The 25169-nt window shown below is 41.6% G+C and carries 23 protein-coding genes and 1 tRNA gene; 12 read left to right on the top strand and 12 right to left on the bottom strand.

Going from position 1 to position 25169, the window contains the following annotated elements:
- Positions 1 to 486 precede the first annotated feature (486 nt).
- The gene (locus tag C505_RS0105755) at positions 487 to 963 is read left to right on the top strand and encodes an RNA recognition motif domain-containing protein (RefSeq protein WP_040439355.1); all 477 of its coding nucleotides are present in this window, start codon (positions 487 to 489) and stop codon (positions 961 to 963) included.
- 74 nt (positions 964 to 1037) lie between these two features.
- On the opposite strand, the gene murI is transcribed toward C505_RS0105755, so the two are convergent.
- Positions 1038 to 1817: a glutamate racemase gene (murI, locus tag C505_RS21565; RefSeq protein ID WP_018691640.1), complete on the bottom strand. Its 780-nt coding sequence runs from the start codon at positions 1815 to 1817 to the stop codon at positions 1038 to 1040.
- A 71-nt stretch (positions 1818 to 1888) separates the two neighbouring features.
- A complete protein-coding gene (locus C505_RS0105745) occupies positions 1889 to 3142 on the bottom strand; it encodes a DUF5610 domain-containing protein (RefSeq protein ID WP_018691639.1) in 1254 nt (417 codons plus the stop codon).
- A gap of 199 nt (positions 3143 to 3341) precedes the next feature.
- Here C505_RS0105745 and trmA point away from each other — a divergent pair, with 199 nt between their 5' ends.
- Positions 3342 to 4439, top strand: a complete 1098-nt coding sequence (gene trmA, locus C505_RS0105740) for a tRNA (uridine(54)-C5)-methyltransferase TrmA (RefSeq protein WP_018691638.1) — start codon at positions 3342 to 3344, stop codon at positions 4437 to 4439.
- Between the two features lie 69 nt (positions 4440 to 4508).
- Here the strand turns inward: trmA and fabR are convergent, their stop codons facing one another.
- Positions 4509 to 5123, bottom strand: coding sequence for an HTH-type transcriptional repressor FabR (gene fabR / locus C505_RS0105735; RefSeq protein ID WP_018691637.1), 615 nt, complete (start codon positions 5121 to 5123; stop codon positions 4509 to 4511).
- A gap of 108 nt (positions 5124 to 5231) precedes the next feature.
- Between fabR and C505_RS0105730 the strand changes: the two genes are divergently transcribed.
- From C505_RS0105730 to C505_RS0105715, 4 genes are all read left to right on the top strand, one after another.
- Positions 5232 to 6347 (top strand): acyl-CoA desaturase, encoded by a 1116-nt coding sequence (locus tag C505_RS0105730; protein ID WP_018691636.1) that lies wholly within the window; start codon positions 5232 to 5234, stop codon positions 6345 to 6347.
- Between the two features lie 100 nt (positions 6348 to 6447).
- The gene (sthA, locus tag C505_RS0105725) at positions 6448 to 7887 is read left to right on the top strand and encodes a Si-specific NAD(P)(+) transhydrogenase (RefSeq protein ID WP_018691635.1); all 1440 of its coding nucleotides are present in this window, start codon (positions 6448 to 6450) and stop codon (positions 7885 to 7887) included.
- A gap of 170 nt (positions 7888 to 8057) precedes the next feature.
- Entirely contained in the window at positions 8058 to 9443 is a 1386-nt protein-coding gene (locus C505_RS0105720) for an energy transducer TonB (protein WP_083938275.1), read from the top strand.
- Positions 9440 to 10009: a uracil-DNA glycosylase family protein gene (locus C505_RS0105715; RefSeq protein WP_018691633.1), complete on the top strand. Its 570-nt coding sequence runs from the start codon at positions 9440 to 9442 to the stop codon at positions 10007 to 10009. Before C505_RS0105720 ends, C505_RS0105715 begins: the two co-directional genes overlap by 4 nt.
- Before the next feature lie 96 nt (positions 10010 to 10105).
- Here C505_RS0105715 and C505_RS0105710 read toward each other — a convergent pair whose 3' ends face one another.
- A complete protein-coding gene (locus C505_RS0105710) occupies positions 10106 to 10561 on the bottom strand; it encodes a hypothetical protein (protein ID WP_018691632.1) in 456 nt (151 codons plus the stop codon).
- A gap of 567 nt (positions 10562 to 11128) precedes the next feature.
- Here C505_RS0105710 and C505_RS23495 point away from each other — a divergent pair.
- Both C505_RS23495 and C505_RS0105695 read left to right on the top strand, forming a co-directional pair.
- A complete protein-coding gene (locus C505_RS23495; RefSeq protein WP_018691630.1) occupies positions 11129 to 11788 on the top strand; it encodes a tail fiber domain-containing protein in 660 nt (219 codons plus the stop codon).
- 19 nt (positions 11789 to 11807) lie between these two features.
- A complete protein-coding gene (locus tag C505_RS0105695) occupies positions 11808 to 12218 on the top strand; it encodes a hypothetical protein (RefSeq protein WP_018691629.1) in 411 nt (136 codons plus the stop codon).
- 36 nt (positions 12219 to 12254) lie between these two features.
- On the opposite strand, the gene C505_RS0105690 is transcribed toward C505_RS0105695, so the two are convergent.
- Positions 12255 to 12878: a trimeric intracellular cation channel family protein gene (locus C505_RS0105690; protein WP_018691628.1), complete on the bottom strand. Its 624-nt coding sequence runs from the start codon at positions 12876 to 12878 to the stop codon at positions 12255 to 12257.
- Between the two features lie 259 nt (positions 12879 to 13137).
- On the opposite strand from C505_RS0105690, the gene C505_RS0105685 reads away from it, so the two are divergent.
- Together C505_RS0105685 and C505_RS0105680 are read left to right on the top strand one after the other, a co-directional pair.
- A tRNA-Arg gene (locus C505_RS0105685) sits at positions 13138 to 13214 on the top strand.
- Positions 13215 to 13318: 104 nt separating this feature from the next.
- The gene (locus C505_RS0105680; RefSeq protein ID WP_157368830.1) at positions 13319 to 14338 is read left to right on the top strand and encodes a hypothetical protein; all 1020 of its coding nucleotides are present in this window, start codon (positions 13319 to 13321) and stop codon (positions 14336 to 14338) included.
- A gap of 46 nt (positions 14339 to 14384) precedes the next feature.
- Here the strand turns inward: C505_RS0105680 and glpE are convergent, their stop codons facing one another.
- The 5 genes from glpE to C505_RS0105655 form a co-directional block, all read right to left on the bottom strand.
- On the bottom strand, positions 14385 to 14702 hold the full coding sequence (glpE, locus tag C505_RS0105675; protein ID WP_018691626.1) for a thiosulfate sulfurtransferase GlpE: 318 nt from the start codon (positions 14700 to 14702) through the stop codon (positions 14385 to 14387).
- Positions 14692 to 15735: an L-threonine 3-dehydrogenase gene (tdh, locus tag C505_RS0105670; protein WP_018691625.1), complete on the bottom strand. Its 1044-nt coding sequence runs from the start codon at positions 15733 to 15735 to the stop codon at positions 14692 to 14694. The genes glpE and tdh overlap by 11 nt, the downstream gene beginning before the upstream one ends.
- A 79-nt stretch (positions 15736 to 15814) precedes the next feature.
- The gene (locus C505_RS0105665; RefSeq protein ID WP_018691624.1) at positions 15815 to 17014 is read right to left on the bottom strand and encodes a glycine C-acetyltransferase; all 1200 of its coding nucleotides are present in this window, start codon (positions 17012 to 17014) and stop codon (positions 15815 to 15817) included.
- 190 nt (positions 17015 to 17204) lie between these two features.
- Complete coding sequence (locus C505_RS0105660; RefSeq protein ID WP_018691623.1) at positions 17205 to 17708, bottom strand: hypothetical protein; 504 nt, start codon at positions 17706 to 17708, stop codon at positions 17205 to 17207.
- Between the two features lie 314 nt (positions 17709 to 18022).
- Positions 18023 to 18865, bottom strand: coding sequence for a hypothetical protein (locus tag C505_RS0105655; protein WP_157368828.1), 843 nt, complete (start codon positions 18863 to 18865; stop codon positions 18023 to 18025).
- A gap of 269 nt (positions 18866 to 19134) precedes the next feature.
- On the opposite strand from C505_RS0105655, the gene C505_RS21555 reads away from it, so the two are divergent.
- Positions 19135 to 20826 (top strand): S8 family serine peptidase, encoded by a 1692-nt coding sequence (locus C505_RS21555; protein WP_018691621.1) that lies wholly within the window; start codon positions 19135 to 19137, stop codon positions 20824 to 20826.
- A 70-nt stretch (positions 20827 to 20896) separates the two neighbouring features.
- On the opposite strand, the gene C505_RS0105645 is transcribed toward C505_RS21555, so the two are convergent.
- On the bottom strand, positions 20897 to 21376 hold the full coding sequence (locus tag C505_RS0105645; RefSeq protein WP_018691620.1) for a CesT family type III secretion system chaperone: 480 nt from the start codon (positions 21374 to 21376) through the stop codon (positions 20897 to 20899).
- 441 nt (positions 21377 to 21817) lie between these two features.
- Between C505_RS0105645 and C505_RS0105640 the strand changes: the two genes are divergently transcribed.
- Positions 21818 to 22777, top strand: a complete 960-nt coding sequence (locus C505_RS0105640; protein WP_018691619.1) for a hypothetical protein — start codon at positions 21818 to 21820, stop codon at positions 22775 to 22777.
- Positions 22778 to 22865: 88 nt separating this feature from the next.
- Here the strand turns inward: C505_RS0105640 and C505_RS21550 are convergent, their stop codons facing one another.
- On the bottom strand, positions 22866 to 25121 hold the full coding sequence (locus C505_RS21550) for a S9 family peptidase (RefSeq protein ID WP_051090581.1): 2256 nt from the start codon (positions 25119 to 25121) through the stop codon (positions 22866 to 22868).
- Between the last annotated feature and the right edge of the window lie 48 nt (positions 25122 to 25169).

Genomic DNA, 25169 nt, shown 5'->3' with positions numbered 1-25169 from the left:
GTTTTAAATCAGGATGCGTATCTTACGCCTCTGTGATTCAAAGTCAAGGATTAAATTTAACGTTTCTTATCAACATTTAATTTGAACCTTAACCTTCTAAAATCTCGCTTTGAATCGTTTTCCTAAGCGAGGCGGCCATTTTACGATGTTTTCTTTCGAAGTCAACCTTTATTTTGAAAGTTAATTTCGAAGAACCTCTTCTCAACAACCTCACCTTCAGTCGCCGGCTTGTTTGCCCTGCCCCCTGTTGGTGTGGGAGCGCATTATAGAGATTTCATCGAAGGGCGCAAGTGTTTTTTGAAACTTTTTTAAAAAAACTTTCAGATGGTCATTTTTGATGCAAAATCAGCATTTTTGGGTAAAATACAAACGATTGATTTGCATGAATCTGACGGTTTTACATCATTCAGCTATTGGCGGGTGCATTTTTAACCGTTATGATATATGTGTTTAATGTTTGTTTAATTCAATTTTAGGTATATCAACATGACACCAATACAATCAGCTATTATGACATCTCTGGCTATTGCGGTATTGGGATTTTTTGGCCTGAGCCTTGCTGACCTGTCTTTCATGTCAGTTTCAATGGCTTTTTCTATAGGATCTTTAGTTTCAGGCGCTGCAATTACATTCCTTCTATATAAGAACAATATTTCGTTCCGTCCCAAAACAAAAACTGTTTATGTCGGCAACTTACCCTATCGTGCAAACGAAGCAGCGGTAAGAAAATTATTTAGCCAGCATGGTCAGGTTTTTTCTGTTCGTCTTATTAAAGATAGAAATACAGGAAAGCGTAAAGGTTTCGGATTTGTTGAAATGGCAGAAAGCGATGCAGTGAATGTGATCTCTGCATTGAACGAAACCGAGTTTCAAAGCCGTGTCATCAAGGTTGGTGAAGCGCAAGATAAAAGTAATGCGATGGATGAAGCACCAAATGCACAAGGTGTTGAGTCAATCGGATAACTTTTTCATCTTTCAAGTCAGTGGCTCGCATTGCAGTCACTGACTCATGACTTACCCAATCAACATCACTTCTCTTATAACAAGCTCACTTCTTCAAAACCGTATGTATGATTCAATTGCGTCTTCATATCTACAGTTAAAGCTTTTGAAACATATAATGACTGTTCCCTCGTCTTTCCGTTCGTTTGAATTTGTAATAATGCTTCAACACGTCTTGCAATCGCTTCCCCAGAATCAACAATTTGTACACTTTCCCCAAAAGTAAATTGAAGTTCTTCGAGAAGAAATGGAAAGTGAGTACACCCAAGGATCACAACATCAACTTTCTTGAGGTGGGGCAAATCTTGTTTCAACTCATCATATACTTGTTCATTCATGGAAATTTGACTTTGCAGTTTCTTTTCTGCGAGATGAACAAGTCCCGCAGATCCCACTCGATGAACATGACAACCCACAGCGAATTGATCAATTAAACTTTGCACATATACGCCATCAACCGTCGCGGGGGTGGCTAGTAAGAGGATTTCTTGATGCGTTGAAAGCTTCGCGGCAGGTTTAATGGCTGGAACGACGCCCACAATCGGTTGAGCGACCTGAGTTCTGAGTACATCTAATGCTTGCGTACTGGCTGTATTACATGCAATGACAAACAGATCCGGCGACTCATGGACCAATACCTGCTTGATCATCCATTGTAATCGTTCAATCAAGGTTGTATAGGGAAGCTCACCGTAAGGAAGATATTGATTATCCATGGCATAGCTATAGCTGACTTCCGGTAAGCGTGACCGAATTTGGGTAAGAACGGAAAGTCCACCAATACCTGAATCAATGACAACAATATGCCCTTTCACAAACAAAAACCCCCTTACACTAAAGGGGGCCTATTTTGCCAATTTTTGTGCTGAAAAGAAATGTGTCTTTCTTATTCTGCATCTTCAATCGGAGCGGGTTCTGGTAAATTCTTCAATAATGCAATATTCAGGCTTCTAAAACGCTCAATTGCTTGATCCACTTTATCCTGCTCTTCTGGTTGCATTTGTTCATGGAGGATCCGTGAAGCCAGCGTATCGAATGAATCCATATTCTCCAGTTGCGCCTTCGCTTCTTCTACCACTTTCAACAAGTCTTTCAAGTAAGAATTCAGTGGTGGCATCAAGCTTGAAAGTTTCGGCCTTTCCTCAACAGGAGCTTCTTGAGGTTGATAGTTCGAGACCTCTTGATAAGTCTGTGTCACCTTCACTTGTTCTTGATAGCTTAGATTCAATGCAAAGCCCACGATTTGTGATTCGTCATAACCCAAATCCAGAGCTTGTTGAAATGCTTTATCAATGTCGCCATTAAAGAAGTCATCAGATAGTTTCGAAATATCATTGACCAAGTTTGCAATTGCTTCCTGCTCTTCCTCATTCAAGTCACCTTCAACTGTAAAGCTAAAACCAACAGCCTGATAGAATGATTGCTCATAATAGCCGGAAGCCTGCCCACCACCTTCACCAAATTGCGCTGCGACATTATATGCTTCTGTATATTGAACCTGACTGGAGAAAGAGAAACTGACTTTATCGCCCTCAGCCGTTGTGATCGTCAAATCACCTGCTTCTTTGCGTTGGTAATCGATTTCTCCACCGATTGAGACACTTTTTGATGGAACGAATGGTTCAGGTCCTACTTCATCAGGTTTACCAAACAGTGCTTCTTCAAAGTGTCCCATACGTTCTTGAATCAAGTCGTAACTCTTGGCAATCCCAGTTTCGATTTCCTCATTCATCAGATTCATCTGATTGAGGATTTCTTTTGCTTCTGCAAAACCTTGCTCGATCCCTTCTTTCGCTTTGCCTAGCATATGTTGCAGTTCATCATCACTGGCACCATTTTGCTTTGCCATCAACACTGCACCTTCAACAAATTGCATCACATTATTGGCGATAGTTTCGAAGTCAAAACCGCCATCAAAGTCTTGCTCAGCCGGAAGCGCGTCTTTTTTTCCCATTTTGTCAGCCATCGTTTGCATCACAATTTTATTGGTAATGCTGAGCTGACTGGATTGATGAACAAAAGTATCCTGGCGCTCGACTTTTGCCTGCACACGCTCCTTTTCGATAGCTTGTTGTTGATAATCAAAGCCTTTAAAGAAATTGGAGTCTTTCACAAATGATTTGATGTCGCCGAAATTCATGTCGAGGCCCCCCTTGTGAACGCCTTTTATGTATATATAGCGGCAGAAATAGAAAAATTTTTAATAATTTTTTCGTCCATACAGAATAAGTTTAACGCCTAATTTGAATTAAAAATAATCAACCGCTAGACATCTTGTTAAATCCATCTACAATGTGCGCTCTTTTTAGACTTATCAGGTATTGAGCAGGAATATAATTATGGCAGTTGGCAGTATAGATCCCAGTCAATATGAACAACAGTTAGCAGAGAAAAAAGCTGGTATAAAAGCGCAATTTTCTTTGTTTAACGTGCCTGAGATCGAAGTGTTCACCTCAGCAGAAAAACACTATCGACTGCGTGCGGAGTTTCGTGTCTGGCATGATGGTGACGATTTGTACCACATCATGTTTAATCCAGAAGACAAAAGTAAATTCCGTGTTGACTCATTTTTACCAGCTCATGAAACCGTTTATCAGCTGATGCCAGTTCTCATCGATGCATTGAAGCCAAATGATATCCTGCGTAGAAAGCTTTACCAGATTGATTATTTATCGACACTCAGTGGTGAGATCTTAGTTTCACTGATTTATCATCGTCCGTTAGACGAGCACTGGGAAACTGAGATCAAACAACTCAAAGAAACATTGTCATCACAATTCAATATTCAGTTTATTGGTCGTTCTAGAAAACAAAAATTATTGGTTGAACGCGATTTTGTCCTCGAAAAGCTCAATGTTGATGGGAAAGAACTCGTTTATAAGCAAGTAGAAAACAGTTTCACCCAACCCAATGGGATTGTGAATCAAAAGATGTTGTCTTGGGCAAGAAGTGTCAGTGAAGGACTCTCTGGCGATTTATTAGAGCTCTATTGTGGGAATGGTAATTTCTCTCTCGCACTTGCTGATCGTTTTGAGCGTGTACTTGGTACAGAAATTTCTAAACCTTCTGTTCAATCTGCACAATTCAATATTGCAGCGAATCAAATTGAAAATGTTGAAATCATCCGGATTTCTAGCGAAGAATTTTCAGATGCGCGGCTACATGGGAAGCCACATAAATCACTCAAAAATATTGATTTTAGCAGTTACAATTGCAACACCGTGCTTGTCGATCCACCAAGAGCAGGTCTGGATGAAGAAACCGTGAAGCTCGTGCAATCATTCGACCATATTATCTATATTTCCTGTAACCCAGATACATTGGTTGATAATCTGAAAACATTAACGGAAACGCATACAGTCGAACGTTTTGCAATCTTTGATCAATTTCCTTACACCCACCACATAGAGTCTGGCGTGATGCTGACGAAAAAGTAAATCAGAAAAGCCAAGGTCTGTTGATGCTTTCGGAAATGCACACTGTGATTGATGAAAAATCAACAGCCCCTAGGAAGGGGCTCTTTTCGTAAAATAAAAATCCGCACCTTTTGCTAATAATCGCAGCTGCCAGACAATTTTCTCACTGAGTACTTTTCGTTGTGCTTTGGTCATATCCAATGCCTCTGCACCTGCATTAAATACAATCGTCACCATCGCTTCAGCCTGAATATTCGCCTGTTCAAGAGTGCATTCCGTTGTCTTTTCGATGTATTCTGAAAGCTCTTGAATAAAATGATGTATTTCGCGCGCGACCGCAGCTCGGAATGCAGCAGAAGTCCCTGAACGCTCTCTCAGCAATAGACGAAAAACATTGCTGTTGCTTTCAATGAACTCCATAAACGTATCGATCGATGTAATGATCACACTGCGATCTTTGGTGATCCGCTGCCTAGCTTTACGCATCATTTGGCGAAGTGCTAGGCCGGCCTCATCGACGAGTGTCAAACCAAGTTCATCCATATCTTTGAAATGGCGATAAAAAGACGTTGGAGCAATCCCCGCTTCCCGAGAAACTTCCCTAAGGCTTAAACTGCCAAAGCTCTGCTCGGCGCACAGCTGTGATAGGGCTGCATCTATCAGTGCCCTTCTGGTTTTTTCTTTCTGTTGTGCTCTGATCCCCAAAACATCACCTTCTTAAACATATTCTATCCATCACAAGCATGAGGCTTCTCATTCAAAACCCCATGTGCAATAATTTAGGCTAACACTTGTAAGCCAAAAATAACTCTTATGAAGAAACCACCAATTATTTGGACCAATCTGATTCTTTTCACATCAACAGCATTGGTCGCGGGAATCGGTATTCCCTGGTATGCCATGACTCATGGATTCGATTTTTCTCATTTGATCCTGACCATCATCGCATTAAGCTTTTGTGAACTTTCAATTACCGCAGGCTATCACCGTCTTTGGTCCCATAAAAGTTATGAAACACACCCCGTCGTTGAATTTATTTACGCGATTGGTGGTGCCTTTGCACTGCAAAACAGTATTCTACATTGGGCATCCGATCATCGCACCCATCACCGTTTTGTTGATGATCACCATAAAGACCCGTATTCTGCGAAAAGAGGGCTTTGGTTTAGTCATATTGGCTGGATGCTACGCGAATATCAAACCAATCCCAGTCAAGCGTACGCGAATGCACGCGATCTGCAAAAAAATAAAGTCGTCATGTGGCAACACCGTCACTACTTGTCGCTAACGATGATTACCAATATCGGGATCCCGCTTGGGATCGGGATCCTCCATGGCGATATTCTTGGTATTTTACTCACGGTTGGTGTGCTACGTCTCGTTCTTTCCCATCATTTTACGTTCTTGATAAACTCACTCGCCCATTACTGGGGCAGCCAGCCTTATACCGACAAGAATTCTTCTCGTGATAACGGGTTTCTTGCGTTGTTGACCTTTGGTGAAGGCTACCATAATTTTCACCATATTTTTGAATTCGATTACCGAAATGGTGTCCGTTGGTGGCAGTTTGATCCAACGAAGTGGCTCATCGCATCACTTTGCTTCTTTGGCGCGGCAAAAAACCTTCGCCGTACAACAGAAGCACAGATTGAAAAAGCGAAGTTAGCGATGCGTTTAAAGCGGATAGAACAGGGGATTGCTTTAAGGCCAAATCCACAGGAAATGCTTGCGAAAATGCGGGAGGAATATAACAATCTACTTGAGCATTTTCATGCCTATTATGAGGCCAAAACAGCTTATAAGATTGCGCAGAAAAAGAAAGATGCAAAACAACGCTTAGAGCTGCTGATGGCCAACTATCACATGATGCGGAAAAATTGGGTTTCCCAAAAGAAAGCCTGGTTTGAGATGACGGCCGCCTATGTATAAATTTATCTCGAACAATTAAGAAAAAGAACTGACCTAACCTCATTGTACAATGTATAATCTTATGTAAATCCATAAGAAGCTATCAATTTGAGGTTAGGTCGTGGCAAACACGAAAAGAGCAAAAAAACCCACCAAACCAGCAGTTCAATCTTTCGACTTCGACACGATCATTATTGGAACCGGCCCGGGTGGCGAAGGTGCCGCAATGAACCTCGCCAAAAGTAATAAGCGTGTTGCCGTTATCGAGCGTCATTGTTCGGTCGGAGGGGGCTGCACACACTGGGGGACGATTCCATCCAAGGCATTACGCCAATCCGTCAGCCGTCTTATCGAGCTGAAGACAAACCCTTTGTTTAATTTTGGTGAGAAAAAGCCCAAGCTTTCATTCACTGAAATCCTTCGGCATACACAATCGGTCATTGGAAAACAGGTCTCTCTCAGAACGAGTTTCTATGACCGAAATGCCGTGAAAATTTATCATGGCGAAGCGTCATTCGTAGATGCAAACCGCATCAAGGTCAGCTACCCAGATGGCGCAACCGAAGAAATCACCGCAGAAAACATTGTGATTGCAACAGGCTCACGTCCATATCGTCCATCGAATGTCGATTTTTCTCACCCGCGCATTTATGACAGTGACACCATTTTACAGCTCAAACATACACCACGAAGCATTATCATCTATGGTGCAGGGGTCATCGGTTGTGAATATGCATCCATTTTTCGTGGACTCAGTGTCAAAGTAGACTTGATTAATACCCGTGAGCGTCTTCTTTCCTTCCTCGATGCAGAGATTTCTGACTCGCTTAGTTATCACTTTTGGAACAGTGGTGTTTTGATCCGTCATAACGAGATGTTCGAAAAAATCGAGCCAACAGAAGATGGCGTTGTCCTGCATATGCAATCAGGGAAGAAAATGAAAGCAGATTGCTTATTGTTTGCAAATGGAAGGACAGGGAATACTGATCGTCTCAACCTAGAAGCAATTGGAATCAAGCCAGATGGCCGTGGCTTGGTGAAAGTAAACGAACAATACCAAACAGATGTCGCCAATATTTATGCCATTGGAGACGTTGTGGGATACCCCAGCCTTGCAAGTGCTGCATTTGATCAAGGAAGAATTGCTGCAAATTCAATCTTGCAAGATGCAGATGACTCAAAGTTGATCAAAGATATCCCAACAGGGATCTACACGATCCCGGAGATCAGCTCCGTTGGTAAAACAGAGCAGGAGCTCACAGAAGCGAAGGTACCGTACGAAGTTGGTCGCGCCCAGTTCAAGCACCTAGCGCGTGCACAAATCGCTGGAGGTCGCGTTGGAAGCCTCAAAATATTATTCCATCGTGAAACAAAAGAGATCTTAGGGATCCATTGCTTTGGTGAGCGATCGTCAGAGATCATTCATATCGGGCAAGCGATTATGCAACAAAAGGGGCCTGCAAATAACATTGAGTACTTTGTGAACACGACTTTCAATTATCCAACAATGGCAGAGGCATATCGTGTGGCTGCATTAAATGGATTGAATCGGTTATTTTAAGGTCAAATAAGTAAGAAACTGGTTGAAGAGTGTTCAAAAGTGGATGCTCTTCCCAAAATGTTCTAATACATAAGTATGTATATAAAAAATTTTCCTAATTTTACTGTTTTACAATCTATTCAATAATGTTACATTTTACGCAGTAAAAACCTAAAGCTAGGCGAGGCGTAATGAGAATTAAGAGTTTGTTATTAGGCTTTTCTTTGAGTTTGGCTTCTTTTGTCGCGTCTGCGGACTTAGACACGGTCGACCAATGGCTCAATGAAGGGAAGTATGAGAAAGCAATGGTTGAGCTTAAGTCTTTGGCTCGCTTCGGAAATGTTGAAGCTCAATTCAAGATTGCGCAAATGCATGAGCAGGGCTTAGGTACAGAAGCCAACATGAACAAAGCACTGGCTTGGTATATGCTTGCGCATGAAAACAAGCACCCAGATGCGCGTGCGAAGTATCTGGAGTTAAGAGCAAATGTTCCTTCTCGCCGTGAAGTAAAATCTTTGCTAAAAGTTCTCAACCAGATGTACGGAAAGGGCGCGATCGAAAGCTCACTATTTCCGCTTGCAAAGTCTGACGAAGCCATTTCTCATGAAGCGCGCAAACCAACCAAAACAGTAAACCCTGATTATTCAACGATTAAAAATGTTTCTCAGCAAGGTGCATGGTCAATTGTACGCTTTGACATCAATGAAAACGGTGAAGTTGAGAACCCTGATGTTCTATCTTCTTTTCCGAAGGGGCTGATCGATCAACGTGTTCTATCTGCTTTAAAGCAATGGCGCTACAAGACAGAACAAAATGTTTATGGTGAGCCAATCCGCATTAGTGGCGTTGTTGAAAAATTTACACTTCAACCGAAAGACGGTACAGCAAAAGCTAAAGTTAAAACTGCTCGTAACAAACATATCGCCTCACTCAAACGAAAAGCGAAAAAAGGCAACGATGCAGCGCGTTTTGAATATGCTTTGCTACAAGAGTTTCAAATCGCTGATCGACGTAATATGGAAGAAGCGGTCAAAAACTACCTAACATCAGCAAAAGCTGGTCACACCAATTCACAGTACCGTATTGCGCAATGTTTGAATCATGGGGATATTTGTGAACCAGACCGTAACAAGGCTTATACTTGGCTTACTTATGCGGCAAACAAACTTCACCAACGTGCTGCATATGAACTCGCCATGGAGTTGTTAAATATTGAGAATATCGAATACAACCCGAAAGAAGCTGCGCGTTTATTAAAAGACTCTGCAGTTCAGGGCTATATGCCAGCGATCACTCAATACGCACAATTACTGGTCATGAGTAATGATCCTCAAATCAGAAATCCAAAGAAAGCAATTCAGTATGCAGAGCAAGCAAGAACATTGGATAAAAACAGTCCAATTCTTCTGTCAACACTAGGCATTGCCTATTCTGAGATTGGCATGGCAGACAAAGGTTCTGTTTTCTTGAATCAGGCTGTGACAGAAGCTGCAAGCCGTGGCTGGTCAACAGATAATTACCTTGATTTGATTGAGGACTACAAAGAAGCATCTATGCTAGCCAACGATGCACCGTGAGTCTAGAAAATCTATTAAAAGAGATACGTCAATGCCATCGTTGCGTATCTCTTCCTCTTGGCCCCAACCCAGTTCTTCAAGTCCATTCAACAGCTAAGATATTAATTATCGGGCAAGCTCCTGGTATTCGTGTTCATCAATCTTCAATTCCCTGGAATGATCCAAGCGGTGATCGATTGCGACAATGGATGGGGATATCGCGAGATATTTTTTACGATAAAGAAAATATAGCCATCATGCCAATGGCTTTTTGCTACTCAGGGACAGGGAAAAGCGGCGATCTCCCGCCACCTCCACTGTGCGCAACAACTTGGCATGAATGCTTACTCGAGTATCTTCCCCATGTCGAGCTTTGCTTATTAGTCGGCCAATATGCACAGAAACGTTACCTTGAGTCTCCAGCAAGGACACTTACAGAAAATGTAAAGCAATGGAAAAGAGCTGGACCAAAGTATTTCCCTCTCCCCCATCCGTCACCGAGAAATAATATTTGGTTGAAGAAAAACTCTTGGTTTGAAAAAGAAGTGCTTCCTGCACTATATGAGCGCGTCCATGCTCTCTTGTAAATACCAACTTAAAAAGTTAGGTTGTGAGAGACGAAAGAATAAAGTGACACATTGATTCAAGCGATGTAGTGTTCACTAAACACGATACAGCATTCACTAAATACATAGTGTATCGGTCATTTCACGCAGACCAAATAGAGATTCCACTTGTGTACACATATAGCGAGATTGTGATTTAGTTAATCCCCATGCTGTACCAACAAATCGGGCGTGTCGACTCTCACCAAACAGATAGTGACTCGACATCTGCTTTTGCTGGAACATTTGCTTATACTGCTTTGGCAGCTCCTGTAAACAGCTAATTTCTGTGATATCACATTTCCCAGATTGGCAAGTTTTTTTCACTTTCTCTAATGGTGCATATGCTTCACATTGCATGGGCTTTCCAGGAACTTCCCAAACGCCAACGATACTCACCTCAGAACCACTGGCAAAAGTATTCACCCTTGCTTTAACATAGGACGTTGGCCCGCTTTGAATACCCGATGCTGATGCAAAAAAAGTATGGTATAGCGCAGTCAGGACCAGTCCAGGAATAATGAACTGTTTCATTGTTTCACCTGATATATACAATTATTCTGAAGATAATTTAACCGAAACCCGAAGCAGAAATCAACCTTTTATTTACATTTATTAAACATTAAAAAATAACCCATTGTAGTGACACATAAAAATTATCGCTTTCATCCTTTTGCATGTTGGAAGAAAAGACAAAATATGTGTTCTGCCAATCCAAAGGGAGCAGAGAATGGCTGTTTAAATTCGACAAGAGAACCTCAGCAAAGCTGATTATTGCACTGACCAAAATCTCAGAATTTACACGAAAGGAGCTAAGCAAATGTTGCGGCTCTATGAAACAATTATCAAATCGAGCAATTCGAATAATCAAATATACGCGTAGATCATCTGATCCACTTTATCCAAGATATCATGAATATCCCATCGAGATTTCACAAGACTCTAAACTGATCACCTTGATCAATTCAGTAAAAATTCACTTTATTATGGTACTTTATGATTATTGATATTGATCTAGATCAATATATAGTGTCTTTTTTCCAAAAATAATTCATTTTTTAATCTGATAATATCTTCATAAACAATAAGGTCATATTCCCCATGAAGTATCGTGGTTTAATTTTGCTCCCATTTTTCATGGTCCAGCCAGCAGGTGCAGACACCATAGAAGTTATCTGTGCGAATACAGATGGTTCACAGTGGCAATGGTTACTCAATGATCAGTCTCGGATCTCAGTGGAAGGCCGTAAATTAAAACAATATATCTCTTCAAACGAGTATTTCTTTTCGATCAATATCCCTCAATCACAATATCAACATTTTTCTGAAAATTGCCCAGAGTCTTTATTACCACAACCGGCAATTGAAGGCTCATCTACTTGGTATGTTTTTAATGCTGTTGAACCGAATGGACAGTCCCATATCACTTTAGGATATCGGACTACATTTGAAAATTTCCATCCCTGGCAAAGCGACCGTCGCTTAAAAACAAACATTCAACCTCTCAGTGGCAGCTTAGATCAGTTAAAAGCACTCAATGGTGTCTCGTATCAATGGAGAGATACATTACGTAGCGAGTATGGTTTGGTAGCACAGGATGTTCAAACCGTTTTTCCTCAGCTTGTCCAGACCGATCCCGATGGGTATTTACGTGTTGATTATCGAGGTTTGATCCCCGTGTTACTAGAGTCCATTAAAACACTTGAACTCAAAGTCAACACTCTAGAGTCAGACCTTGCACAACTCAATTCAAAACAATAAAAAATCATGAAAAAACAATATGGCAGGTATTACAATGTTCCGTCTCTCTTTACTCCCCCTCATCTTATTTACATTTCAAGCACAAGCAGCAACGACAAATACATTTGTGTACTGCGCCCTTCCAGATGGCAGCCACTGGGATTGGGCCTATGATACAAACTCCCAAGATGTTGAAGTTCAGGGCAGTTGGGGTGTAAAACGTGTCGCAAGAGGAGGATATTTTGATAAGTTCCGTATTCCTGAGTCAACTTATCAACTCATTCAGCAATTTTGTCCCTCAGGTTATGTTCCACATCCCGAGAAGCCCCACAGTATTTGGTGGGAAGTTTTCGAAGTAGTAAGAGTAGATGGTAGCACCTATATCGCAGATGGTCATAAGAGTATCCATGGTATGAATAGGCACCATAATCACTACTTTAGAAGTTTATAAATGATCGAAGACCAAGTTGGCTGGTTTGCCACTTGGTTATGACTTATCAATATTTTTAAATACCGGGATCGTGATATCCCAATAGATCGCTGAGATCCGAAAAATTAATGTCGACAGCACACCGCAAACTATCGCGATCATATCTGGCTGATTTTGGGCAATCGCTTGTGTGTAAACAAGCGCTCCAAAGATACATGGAATCGCATAGAGTTGACCACGGAAAATGAGTGGTGTTTCCTGACATAGCGCATCTCGGATCATCCCACCAAAACAGCCAGTCATTGTTCCCATTACCACAGCAATATACGCGCTTTCTCCCAGGTTTAGTGCTTTTTCAGCCCCAAGCACAACGAAAAATGAGAGCCCAATTGCATCGGCTAAGAGAAGCCAACGCTCTGAGATCTTTCGTCTTTCATTTCTGATCCATAAGATTGTGAGGATCGCAGCGCAGATAATCACTGTTAAATAAGTCGTATCATTGACCCAAAATACTTTCTGATCCAAGATCATATCCCGGATTGTTCCGCCACCAATTCCCGTGACACTGGCAAGAACAATTACACCAACCCCATCCATGTTTTTACGTTGCGCCATCAAAGTACCTGAGATTGCAAATACGGCAACCCCAATTAAATCAATGATGTAAAGAAACTCATACATACTCATGTTTAAACAACAATGCCCTCAAAGCCACAGACGATTTCATTCATAAATAAGAAAAAGGTCGTAAAATTACCAGAACTTTTCCTATACATCTAGTACAGACTCTTGATTTTCTGTGCTCAACGCTTAACACCTCTTCTATTTTTCTTCCTTACTCATATTGTATAGATAGAAATCAATCTGATGAAAAAGAAAGCATCCAAACATCAGGGACTAGACTCATCAACCTTTACCGCTTATCATAGGTCCTCTTTGCGCACCCGTAGCTCAGCTGGATAGAGCACAGCCCTCCGGAGGCTGGTGTCGGGGGTTCAAATCCCTCCGGGTGCGCCATTTCTTTTCGACTTTTCTTCAAAAATCTGATTTCATAAAGCCAACATCCAATAACGCCTCAATCTCTTATGCGCTCTATTAATTTATTCATTTCGTGTTTTCTTTTGTCTATACAGACTGGATATGCAAAACCAACTTTTCAGAAAGACAAGCTGTCTTTCCAAATCCCAACAAAAAACTTAGATCAGCTTTGTCTCGTTGCAAAAAGTACGCTCAAATATCTCAACCAAGGACAAAAGTATGATCCAAAAGCGATCCATTCACGACTTCTCAACAGTTATGGCGTCTCGCTTGAAGACACAAAAGCAACACTACACTCAGTTTGCCAGCCAAAATTAAGCGGTTCTGTTGATCAAAATTTCAGAGCATTGCGCTGGTTACCTGACAAACAACATGCACAGTCATTCGCGGAGAAAAAGCCCCTGTTACAGAGACTCCCCCAAGACAAGTTACTTATGACAAAATATTATGTGCGAAAAATTAATGCTCAGCTCCAAGCAAGCCAGAGTCATTCTTTTGCTCTGTATGGCCTTCCTTTTGACGAAACCAGTTTGTCTATACAAGAAGCAAGTTTACAACCAACACTAACGCGCTATCGCTACGGCAAACAAAAGATCCTTTCAGGGTTTCTCCACCAGCAAAAATTGGCTCCTGCACTCGTTTGGGTGAATCGCTCAGATTTGGAAGCCGCACTTTTACAGGGAACCGCAGTAGCAACACTCAATCAGCGAAATCGGATCTTTAATGTACATCGAAACAATAACATCGCTTATGATCGGACCATCAAACCAGAGCAACAGGAGCGCTATTGGTATTTCCGTGAAGTCTCCCATATTCAAGGCTACGGAAAAGACGCAGGGATAAAAGTGAACATCATTCCCCAAGTCACCATCGCTGGTGATGTGTATCAATTAGGATTGGGGAAAGTGATGCTGTTGGAATACAAACTAGGACAACAAACAAAACGAGAACTAGTCGTGATGGCAGATACAGGTGGCGCATTTGAAGATAACCTGTATCAAATTGATTATCTCAGTGGTTATTACGCAAACTGGGACGAATATTACGAAGCGAACAAGCATTTACCGGATTATGTCAAAGCTTGGATCTTGGTGAAGAAATAATCCAACTCTTCATGAAGCAAAGACAGGAAGGTGCTTGTCCGCACTTTTATTTTTCAGATGCAAATGGCTGCTCTTTTCGCCATGCTTCAAAGCCGCCATCCATGCTATAGACCTCTTCAAATCCTTGTTCAAGTAGATATTGCGCTGCGCCTTGGCTACTGACACCATGATAACAAACAACAACAACAGGTTGTTCGAAGTCATGATGTTGCATGAATTGATGGATTGTACCATTCGATAAATGGAAAGAGCCTTCGATATGTCCTGCTGCATAGGATTGGTCATCGCGGATATCCGCAATGACCACTTCGTCCGATGCATAGCGCGCAGCGGTATCTGCAACACTGATATGTTTAAACTGCATCAGTAATTTTACTCCAATCTAATATGACTTTTCCGGATTGGCCGGAGCACATGATATCAAACCCTTTTTGGAACTCATCCACCGGGAAATGGTGGGTGATCATCGGTGTCAGATCCAAGCCAGATTGGATCAGACTTGCCATCTTATACCAAGTTTCGAACATTTCCCGCCCGTAGATCCCTTTAATGATTAGACCTTTGAAAATAACCTGGTTCCAATCAATCGTCATATCCGATGGTGGGATACCCAGCAGTGCGACTTTACCACCATGATTGAGCTGATTGAGCATGTCTTGAAACGCTGCTGGTACACCAGACATTTCCAGGCCAACATCAAAACCTTCTGTCATCCCTAGCTCTTCCATCACATCGGAGAGTTTATCCTTTGAGACATTGACCGCCCGTGTTGCACCCATTTTACGTGCCAAGTCCAAACGATATTCATTGATATCTGTGATCACAACATTTCTTGCACCGACATGTTTGGCAACTGCTGCGGCCATGATCCCAATCGGACCTGCACCTGTAATTAGAACATCTTCGCCCACCAAATCAAAAGAAAGTGCGGTGTGCACAGCATTCCCGAATGGATCGAAGATAGACGCGAGATCGTCAGAAATATTGTCTGGAATTTTAAATGCGTTATACGCAGGGATCACAAGATATTCCGCAAACGCACCTTCGCGGTTGACGCCAACACCAATTGTATTTCGGCACAAATGAACACGCCCGGCACGACAGTTACGACAATGTCCACAAGTGATATGGCCTTCTCCGGATACACGATCGCCTAAGCTAAAACCTCGCACTTCCTGGCCGATACCAACGACTTCACCAACATATTCATGGCCAACGACCATGGGGACCGGAATTGTCTTTTGTGACCATTCATCCCAGTTGTAGATATGGACATCCGTGCCACAAATTGCTGTCTTTCTGATCCGGATCATTAAATCATTGTGCCCAAGTTCTGGCTTTGGCACATCTGTCATCCAGATCCCTTTTTCAGACTTCAACTTAGCGAGTGCTTTCATTCATTTTGCCTGTTATACAATCTTATCTTTTGAAACAACTTGGGACTTCACATGAAGCCCCCCTTCAAATTTAATATTATTACTTGATGAGATTCATCTCTTTACCGATGTCGATGAACGCATCAATCGCGCAGTCCAACTGCGCTTTCGTATGTCCTGCGGACATTTGAGTACGAATACGAGCTTTTCCTTTTGGAACGACTGGGAAAGAAAACCCAATCACGTAGATCCCTTTTGCTAAAAGTCGATCTGCCATTTCAGAAGCAACTTTAGCATCCCCAAGCATGACCGGAATAATAGCATGATCTTTACCTGCACATTCAAATCCTGTAGCTTCCATTCTTTCACGGAAGTAGCGGCTGTTTGCTTTGAGTTTTTCACGCAGATCTTGTCCTTGCTCCAACATTTCTAACACACGAATGGACGCAGCTGCAATGGATGGTGCAAGAGAGTTAGAAAATAGATAAGGGCGTGAGCGTTGACGAAGCCATTCGACGATTTCTTTACGCGCAGAAGTATAACCGCCAGAAGCACCGCCCAGTGCTTTACCCAGTGTACCAGTAATAATGTCAACGCGATCCATCACTTCACAGTACTCATGGGTACCTCTGCCATTTTCACCGACAAAGCCAACAGCGTGACTGTCATCAACCATCACCAATGCGTCGTATTTATCTGCAAGATCACAGACTGATTTTAAATCTGCTATGACGCCATCCATAGAGAACACACCATCTGTCGCAATTAAGACAGTTTTTGCACCATCTTCTCGTGCTTGTTTTAACTGCGACTCAAGATCCTGCATATCGTTGTTCGCATAACGATAGCGCTTCGCTTTACATAAACGAACGCCATCAATGATACTTGCATGGTTCAAGGCATCACTCACGACAGCATCTTCTGGGCCAAGTAATGTTTCAAAAAGTCCGCCATTCGCATCAAAGCATGAGCTATAAAGGATCGTGTCATCCATGCCAAGAAAATGACTGATGCGTTTTTCTAATTCTTTATGAATATCTTGAGTGCCGCAGATAAAGCGAACAGAAGCCACACCAAAACCATGCTTATCCAGGCCATCCTGTGCAGCTTTAATCAACTCAGGGTGATTTGCAAGGCCAAGGTAATTATTTGCACAGAAGTTCATGACCTGCTCACCAGATGAAACTTCAATTTCTGCCTGCTGTTGAGAAACAATCACACGTTCGCTTTTATACAAGCCGTCTTCTTTTACCTGCTCAATTTGTGACTGTAATTGACTAAAAAACGATGCAGCTCTCATAGAAGTGTGCTCCTGCTATTTTTGATTAAAATTGAATAATAATGATCTGACCTTGATCCGATTTCGGTCACAAAGTAAGAGCGCTATTCTAACGGCTAACTGCTTGGAATGCAGCCTGACCAGATAAAATTTTATCGAGTCAGGCTGGGGAATGTTGGAAAAGATAAATCAGGCTAGAAATCAGTGATGATTAAATACCACGTCGACGGCATTCGTAATCGATTGTGCCACCAATATGGGAGCCAGATTGGAAGATATAATGCGCTTTGGTGTCTCTTTCTAGACTTTTCGGGATCACAAAATATCCCCACATGCCGCCACCATCAAAACCATTTGTCGTCATCGCATTAAAAGGTTTAAATTGGTGATGATCGTGATAAACCGTCGGGTTGTAATCCGGGTTTTCATCCAACCGTCCAAAACGGAACAAACCATAGTACGCATAACGGTCAGCAAGTGGATTATGATCCGTATCATCCGTCACAAGGACATGCCCCATGGTTTGAGTCAGATACATCAAGCCATTTTGGTCCTTCATCAACTTAAGCTCTAGTCGAGAATTAACTGGACTTGGTGCACCATTGGCACGAATTTTACCATCCGAATGACAGATATATCGTCCAACATACTCATCAGCCGCTGCCACCTGGCTCATTCCAGCACAAACAAGACCTAACAGTATTAATTGTTTCATTGTACCTCCAATAGATATGACTCGGTTTTATTTGGGAGAAATAACCGATATTAGAAACATCATCTATCAGACAAAAATTCTTTGCCCTGCACAATGAGGAAATGGTGTGTTTTACGAAGCAATTCAAAAAGTTTTCCGAGTGGCTGCAATATGATTGAAATCAGATTAGATAGAACTAAAAATCAAATACTTAAAAATAAAAACCATCATTATTTTTGTGAAACCTAAGCAAAAGCGCTTCGCACAAAAATCACTATAAAGTATGGAATTTATTACACGACTATCAAATTTCCATGGGATCCAATGCACAACCATCAATTTCGGTCAAGCTGTTCCCAGTCAATAAAGCAACGGCCAGGATATAACTGTTTGTAGATCATGTCATTGCCAAAAAGAATTTGTATACACACGAGAAGAAATGTGGTTTCCATAGAATTCAGTTTTACAAATAAGAGCCAACTCAAAGCGGCACTTATCCCCATAGCCAGTAACAACATCAAAATATATTTAAAAAAACCATTACCTTTAAGCTTTTGGTTTATCCATACTCCAAACGCCAGATAAATACAGCCGATCAAGATACTTATCGTAAAAATGACCTGTTTCGAGAGTGCATCGAATTCAAAATATACAGTGCAATGATAGAGAATCATCAATGGCAATAACGGAAGAGGGAAATAATAAGCAAGAGCTTGAATCAATGAGTTGCCTAGCCCAATATTCTCTTTTTCAGAACGTTTTGCCTGTTGCATACTCACAAAATACTCATCCAATAAGCTTGGGTTCATATGCTGTGAAAAAGCACGATACCCGTACGCGCATTGAATTAGAATAATTCCGAACAAAAATTCATAATCATCAGCATCATAGGCTAAGCTGCCGTCATCCATGGAGTCGTGCATCCAGATGGCAATGAAACCCAGAGCAATCGAAGCAGAGAAAAAGAAAAGAGCACGATGAAATGGAAGATGGCGCGTGATGATGCATAAAATGGTTGCGATAACAACATAAAGACTTGGTAAAAGAATTAAGATGTAATAAAACCAATCACTTGAAATAAAGCTTGTTGGGTTTTCTCCCTCTAGAAAAAGCATTACACCAAGTAAGATAATCAACAGAGGGATGCCATAGCCAATTACACGGATCATATTAACCAACCAAGAAAATGTTGCTTATTGATATAATAAACATGTACCAAAGTATTTAAAAAAGCACATTGCTCACTTCCATACAACTTTTCGCGTAACCAAAAGGCCTTTTATCCGCAAGAATACCAATATTTATTATGATTTTTATATTGCAGGATTGATCTAAAACATAGAATTTTTTACTTTGAATACTTCTTCACCATTCGGAAGTTTGTCGGTCGTCTGGCCAGAAGCACTTACCTCGCATAATAAAAACCAATAATAGGAAGGATGAAGAAATGAGTACTGTCAAACCCATTGCATTTTCTATTGCAACGATACTAGCAACCGGGACCAGCTTCGCCCAGGATCACGACAAAGCTACGCGATATATTATCCAAATGAAGCCCGGAATTTCCGCTGAGTCATTTTCTCTTTTCAGTGAAAATAAAACCCTCATCCATCATAAAGAAAATACCTATACAGCATCTCTGAAAGCATCCGAACTGAAGTTACTCAGCTCACAAAAGAATATTGAATTCATTGAAGAAGATTACAAGGTATATCCACAATCCTCACAAGAAGTTCCTTATGGGATCAAAATGGTGAAGTCGATGGAAGTACCAGATACCGCTTCAGCAAACCGAACGGTCTGCGTGATTGATAGTGGCTTAGATCTTCCTCATGAAGACTTTGTCGATGCAAATGTGACTGGAACCAATGATCCTGGTACAGGCAACTGGTGGCAACATGGCGGGCCACACGGGACGCATGTCGCAGGGACAATTGCAGCGCTCAATAATGACAAAGGCGTCGTTGGGGTTCTGCCCGGAGGCCAAGTAAAACTACATATTATTAAAGTATTTAACGCCGCTGGTTGGGGCTATTCTTCAACACTTGCGACAGCGATCGACACCTGTGTAGATAATGGCTCTCATGTCATCAATATGAGTTTAGGAAGCGGCTTTCCTTCTAAGTTAGTCGCCTATTCTGCAAGGCGAGCAAATGAAAAAGGCGTACTCGTCGTAGCCGCCGCAGGTAACGGTGGTAATGACAGCAAGCTCTACCCTGCAAGCTATCCATCTGTCGTCTCTGTTGCAGCTGTTGATGCGGAGAAGAACAAAGCGGACTTTTCTCAGTACAATGATCAAGTGGAACTTGCTGCCCCAGGTGTCGCAATTTTTTCGACCTACCCTGAAGGTACATCCATTCAAGCATCGATGGCTATTGATGATCGCCCACTGACTTCTATTCCAATGGAATACTCTCCAGAAGGCGAAGTTGAAGCGGAATATGTAGATTGCGGACTTGGCTTAACAGCTTGTACTGATGCTGCTGAAAAGGTATGCCTCATCGAGCGCGGTGAAGCAACGTTCGCTGAAAAAACAAAAAATTGTGAAGATGGCGGTGGTCTTGCCACCGTGATCTACAACAAAGAAGGGGATGATGGTATCGTCAATGGCACACTTGGTCCTGATCATGGATTATCGATCCCTTCAATGAGCATTACACGTGCAGATGGGATTCGTTTAAAAGAGCAAATGTCCGGTCAGATCAGCGTCACAGTGAAATCAGGCCATTATGGCTATATGTCTGGCACATCAATGGCCAGCCCACATGTTGCAGGAGTCGCAGCACTCGTATGGAGCCACTACCCTGAGTGCTCAAACCATCAAATTCGTGAGGCTTTAAAAAGAACTGCGGAAGATCTTGGTGAACCCGGTAAAGATCATCAATTCGGCTTTGGGCTAGTCGACACGAAAAAAGCCTACGATTATCTGGCAGAAATTGGCTGTGAAGGGAGCCCTTCTCAACCTGCTATTGAAAACTGTCCGATGACATGGAACCCAAATAAATTATATAGACGCGGGGCTCAAGTGAGTCTCAATGGTGTGATTTATGAGGCGCTTTGGCCAAGCCTAGGGGCAAATCCAGAAAGAACAGTTGGTAATATCCCATTCTGGGAAGTCGCTGGTGACTGTCCTCAATAGGAATAGCTTTCGACTCTGTATAAGCAACGCCCTGACAGGGCGTTGCTTATACGGTAAAGAGTGATAGAGATTAACAGCGAAGCATACCTAACATTTCATGGGATTCTACTCTGGTTATTTCTGCCTGATCTGAAGGTTCAAGTGTGTGACCTGGCGAAAGCTCTTGCTTAAGTTTTGCCGCTGCATCTCCAATCGTTTCAACCAATTCAGCGAATAGACTTTCTGTACAAGACTTCACAGAAACAGCATGAGATAAGAATAATGCGGTTTTATTTTCATTGAGCGCAATAGCTGCCCCACGAAGATCAGACTGAAATAAATTGAACGTTAAGGCTTTTTGCAAAACTTTATTCCGAGATACATCATGAACATCATGCAAGTGGATATTGAGCCAACCATATTGCCCTTCTCGGTCAACGGAGATTTGTAAATACATTTCATGTTTTGTTTTTAATATGCATAGACCTTGCTCGTCCAAAGAAAAGTCTTGCCCAGATTGTTCGCCAAAAGCGATTAGCCATTGATTGATAGGATGGTCTTGAACAGTCATAAATACTCCTTAAATTCTTATTGTTTGCTGTTTATCTCCGTACAGAAAGCAGCTTTTATTTTTGATGCTTTTTCCATAAGTAACTCGCAAATGAAAGAAGTTTTAAACTTATAACATTGTTATTTAAAAATTTATTTTTTATGAAAAGTTTAAATACAATAAAAAAGAACGAACAAATAACAAACAAAATCACTTGGAATATTCAATTTTCTTCGAATGAGATTCTAAACATCCGAGAATTGAATAGTTTTTCTTCTGTAAAATACTGCTTATTTATTATCAATTTTCAATCAATTTATCGGAATAAAACCATATTAAAAATACAGAAAAAACAATCAAGGTTTTGTTGTTACTGAAGAATGAGATGCAGGCGATAAGCTTTTAAAAATGTCTGCAATGGATTTTCTAAGAACAAATAATAAATAGTTTTGGGGGTATCCAATGAGTAGCGCTTCAACAACACCGTTAGTGTCACCAAGTTTCACACAACATTCAATACAACAGCCGCACCATCAGCATCAACAAAATGTAAATGTTCGTGTCGATTTGGCCGACTTGCCAAATGGATTACCGACCAACGGTATCCAGCATCAAGATAGTTTTGATGGTATGGACTCACCAATTCAACATCAACATAGTTTTTCTCAGCATTCCATCGTCGATGAAGATGATCTCGGTTACCAGTCCTATCAAGAGTCCGACGATGGTCATGAAGATAAGATGGTGAAACATGGCTCAGACTATCAAAACCATAATCGCCGTGAAGACGCATTGCAGGCCAAGTTCATGCAGATGATGAAGTTGCAACATCATGATTCAACCTCAAATGTCTCTGATGCATCTGCTGATTTGCCAATGAGCAAGACAGAAAAAGCAGAAGCTGCATTCAATCATTTTCAGCAGCAATTTGAAGAGTTGCCTTACATCCTTGTTGGCAGTCTTGCCGCACAATTATATGGCGGGATCAGACAGCCAGAAGATTTAGATATCATTGTCCCAAATCATGATGGATTAGCGACGGTCTCGAACGATCTGGTATCCAATGACGAAAGTAAATTCGATTTAGAATCAGCGCATGGCAGTACGGTTAAAATGACACATATTGCGACTGAATCTTCTGTTGATGTCGGTGTGGGAGAAATGTACTTTAACGTCGATGAGGATGGGAAAGTCGTTGGAGAAGATTACAATGCAGTCCAGCCATATTGTAGTAAAGAATTATTGTTAGCAAGCTATCTGATCCGCTTTGATGAAGATGGAAAGCAAGATGCCTCTCAAATTGAAGCAATCATCGGGCACGAAGGCATGGAAAAAAGTGACTTTGCTGACATTAAAGCAAAACTACAAGATAAGCATCATGAACTTGCAGAGCAAAGATGGAATTCATTCTTTGATAAATAAACAACTTCACGAAGAGATGATTGAAGGAAGAACAGCCCCGTCCATGACGGGGCATGTCACGAAAAAACGAATGAATCGAAACAAGAAACTACATTGATTTATTCTGTTCTTTTGCAAGCTGAAGCAAATACTTATCTTGTAACTTACGCTCAAAGAAGTTCGTAATCGTTTTGTACATATGTAATTGTACTTTTTTACCCCGAAGTGAATGCTTACTTCCTGGATATGTCATAATTTCAAAGTGCTTAGCTCGATTTTGAAGTACCTTAAAAACTTTCGTTGAGTGCGTAAATAATACATTATCATCAGCCATCCCATGATAAATCAGCAAGTCTCCTTTGAGCTTCTTTGCATAAGGGAAAACTGCGCTCTTTTCGTAACCCTGAGCATTTGTTTCAGGGTGACCCAGGTAACGTTCTGTATAATGCGTATCATACAGTCTCCAATCGGTCACAGGCGCACCAGAAACACCCGCCGAAAAGACTTTGTTTGCTTTAAACATCGCCATTAGAGCCATATAACCCCCATAGCTGTGACCATAAATTCCAATACGATCCGGGTCTACAAACGGTAGTGTCTTGAGATAGTCTACACCTCTGATTTGGTCTTTTAGTTCAACTTCACCTAAGTGTTTATAGATCGGTGATTCGAATGCTTTTCCGCGATGATAAGAGCCTCGGTTATCCAGCTGGAATACAACAAAGCCACGTTGAACTAAGTACTGATTCCATAAATTTCGTTTGCTCCAACGATTCACAACACGCTGTGCATGGGGTCCACCATAAACACTGATAATCACAGGCAAGGACTGGCCAGGTTTGATTTGTTTTGGTTGATAAATACGATAATGAAGTTTTTGACCATCACTCGCTTCAATTTCACCATAACGTGGCTTCACAAAATCTTTTGTATAAGTAAACAACGGATGTCGATTATTCACTTCATTGTGCAACATCCAAGCCAAACGCTTCCCGTTAATTGAATGAAGACTAACCTGCGGTGGCGTCATATCCGTAGAATATTTGTCGATGTAAGTTCTGCCATCTTTCGCAAAAGAAATCTGGTGATACCCAGGACGTTTGGTAATTTGCTTGATGCGATTACCCGTCTTGTAATTCAATTGATATAGGTGGCGCTCTGTCACCGACTTTTTACGACCTGTAAAATAAACAAGTCCCTGCTTCTCATCAATATGCTCAATTTTATCAACGACCCAGCGCCCTTTGCTGAGTTGACGTAACAGATGGCCTGATTTCTCATAAAAATAGAGGTGCTTGTATCCATCACGCTCAGACGCCCATATGAAGTGCTTATTGTCCTTCAAATAAACATAATCATCATGCAGGTTCACCCAACTGTCTGAGTTTTCTTCCAAGATCAGAGAGACTTTATTGTCACTGAGGTGGTAGCCAAACAACTTCAGTTTTTGTTGATCTCGAGACTGCCATTGGTAAGTCAGAACTTCCCCATCCTGCTGCCACTTTACGCGAGCGAGATAACTGTCTTTTTTATCTCGAACTGGCACAATTTTTTTCGATTGATCGAAAATATCCACCACCATCAAACGATAGTTCACATTAGCGGTCCCTGTGAATGGATAGCGCTGCTCAAATAGCTTGATTTCTTCTGCGTAGATTTCATTTCTAGTCGCAACTTGAACAGGCGATTCATCAATTTGCAGATAAGCAATTTTGCGGGTATCCGGACTCCACCAATACCCTGTCATTCGTCCCATTTCTTCTTGGGCAACAAATTCAGCCATGCCATTTTTAAGTGTGCCCTTACCATCATTGGTCAGTTGGGTTTCCTTTCCAGTTTCTACATTGACGATATAGATATTTTGTTCACGAATAAATGATACAAAGCGCCCATCCGGCGAGAACCGAGCATCTGTTTCAAAGGCCAGCGTATTCGTTAACTTTGTTGCTTGGCGGGTTTTGAGAGCATAGTAGTATAAGTCCCCATTGAGTGGAAAAAGCAACGCATCTGATTGTTTTGTCCAACTGTACTCCATAATCCCACGACCAAAAATCCGCTGTCTCTCACGACGCGCTTTCTCTTCATCAGACAGGGTTTCTTCACCAGCAAACAAGCTTTTCGAATCGACAAGTAAGCTATGCACGCCCTTATCGATATCATACTGCCATAAGTTGTAACGGTTATAGTCTTCACGACTTGGTTTTAGGTAAGTGATCCGCTGACCGTCGGGGGAAAAGGCCAGTTTTCGTGGCGGTTCTCCTTCCAAGGAAGGATCTTCAAACATTCTCTCCAGCGTCAATGATTGGACAGCACCGACAACCGGAGAAAGGAGCAGTATTACTAGCGCAAGTAGTCTTCTTCCCATCAATACGGTCTCTATGAAAATAAATAACCGATAGAGGCTAACAAACCG

Origin of the sequence: Algicola sagamiensis DSM 14643, from assembly GCF_000374485.1 — a bacterium.
Taxonomy (GTDB): domain Bacteria; phylum Pseudomonadota; class Gammaproteobacteria; order Enterobacterales; family Alteromonadaceae; genus Algicola; species Algicola sagamiensis.
Note: the sequence above shows the minus strand (reverse complement) of the source record. Positions and strands in the feature narration are given on the sequence as shown.

Excerpts from the sequence above, each read along its gene's own strand:
- C505_RS0105755 (WP_040439355.1), top strand. The coding sequence starts at position 487 with ATGACACCAATACAATCAGCTATTATGACATCTCTGGCTATTGCGGTA.
- C505_RS0105745 (WP_018691639.1), bottom strand. The coding sequence starts at position 3,142 with ATGAATTTCGGCGACATCAAATCATTTGTGAAAGACTCCAATTTCTTT.
- trmA (WP_018691638.1), top strand. The coding sequence starts at position 3,342 with ATGGCAGTTGGCAGTATAGATCCCAGTCAATATGAACAACAGTTAGCA.
- C505_RS0105730 (WP_018691636.1), top strand. The coding sequence starts at position 5,232 with ATGAAGAAACCACCAATTATTTGGACCAATCTGATTCTTTTCACATCA.
- C505_RS0105720 (WP_083938275.1), top strand. The coding sequence starts at position 8,058 with ATGAGAATTAAGAGTTTGTTATTAGGCTTTTCTTTGAGTTTGGCTTCT.
- C505_RS0105710 (WP_018691632.1), bottom strand. The coding sequence starts at position 10,561 with ATGAAACAGTTCATTATTCCTGGACTGGTCCTGACTGCGCTATACCAT.
- C505_RS23495 (WP_018691630.1), top strand. The coding sequence starts at position 11,129 with ATGAAGTATCGTGGTTTAATTTTGCTCCCATTTTTCATGGTCCAGCCA.
- C505_RS0105695 (WP_018691629.1), top strand. The coding sequence starts at position 11,808 with ATGGCAGGTATTACAATGTTCCGTCTCTCTTTACTCCCCCTCATCTTA.
- C505_RS0105690 (WP_018691628.1), bottom strand. The coding sequence starts at position 12,878 with ATGTATGAGTTTCTTTACATCATTGATTTAATTGGGGTTGCCGTATTT.
- glpE (WP_018691626.1), bottom strand. The coding sequence starts at position 14,702 with ATGCAGTTTAAACATATCAGTGTTGCAGATACCGCTGCGCGCTATGCA.
- tdh (WP_018691625.1), bottom strand. The coding sequence starts at position 15,735 with ATGAAAGCACTCGCTAAGTTGAAGTCTGAAAAAGGGATCTGGATGACA.
- C505_RS0105665 (WP_018691624.1), bottom strand. The coding sequence starts at position 17,014 with ATGAGAGCTGCATCGTTTTTTAGTCAATTACAGTCACAAATTGAGCAG.
- C505_RS0105660 (WP_018691623.1), bottom strand. The coding sequence starts at position 17,708 with ATGAAACAATTAATACTGTTAGGTCTTGTTTGTGCTGGAATGAGCCAG.
- C505_RS21555 (WP_018691621.1), top strand. The coding sequence starts at position 19,135 with ATGAGTACTGTCAAACCCATTGCATTTTCTATTGCAACGATACTAGCA.
- C505_RS0105645 (WP_018691620.1), bottom strand. The coding sequence starts at position 21,376 with ATGACTGTTCAAGACCATCCTATCAATCAATGGCTAATCGCTTTTGGC.
- C505_RS0105640 (WP_018691619.1), top strand. The coding sequence starts at position 21,818 with ATGAGTAGCGCTTCAACAACACCGTTAGTGTCACCAAGTTTCACACAA.
- C505_RS21550 (WP_051090581.1), bottom strand. The coding sequence starts at position 25,121 with ATGGGAAGAAGACTACTTGCGCTAGTAATACTGCTCCTTTCTCCGGTT.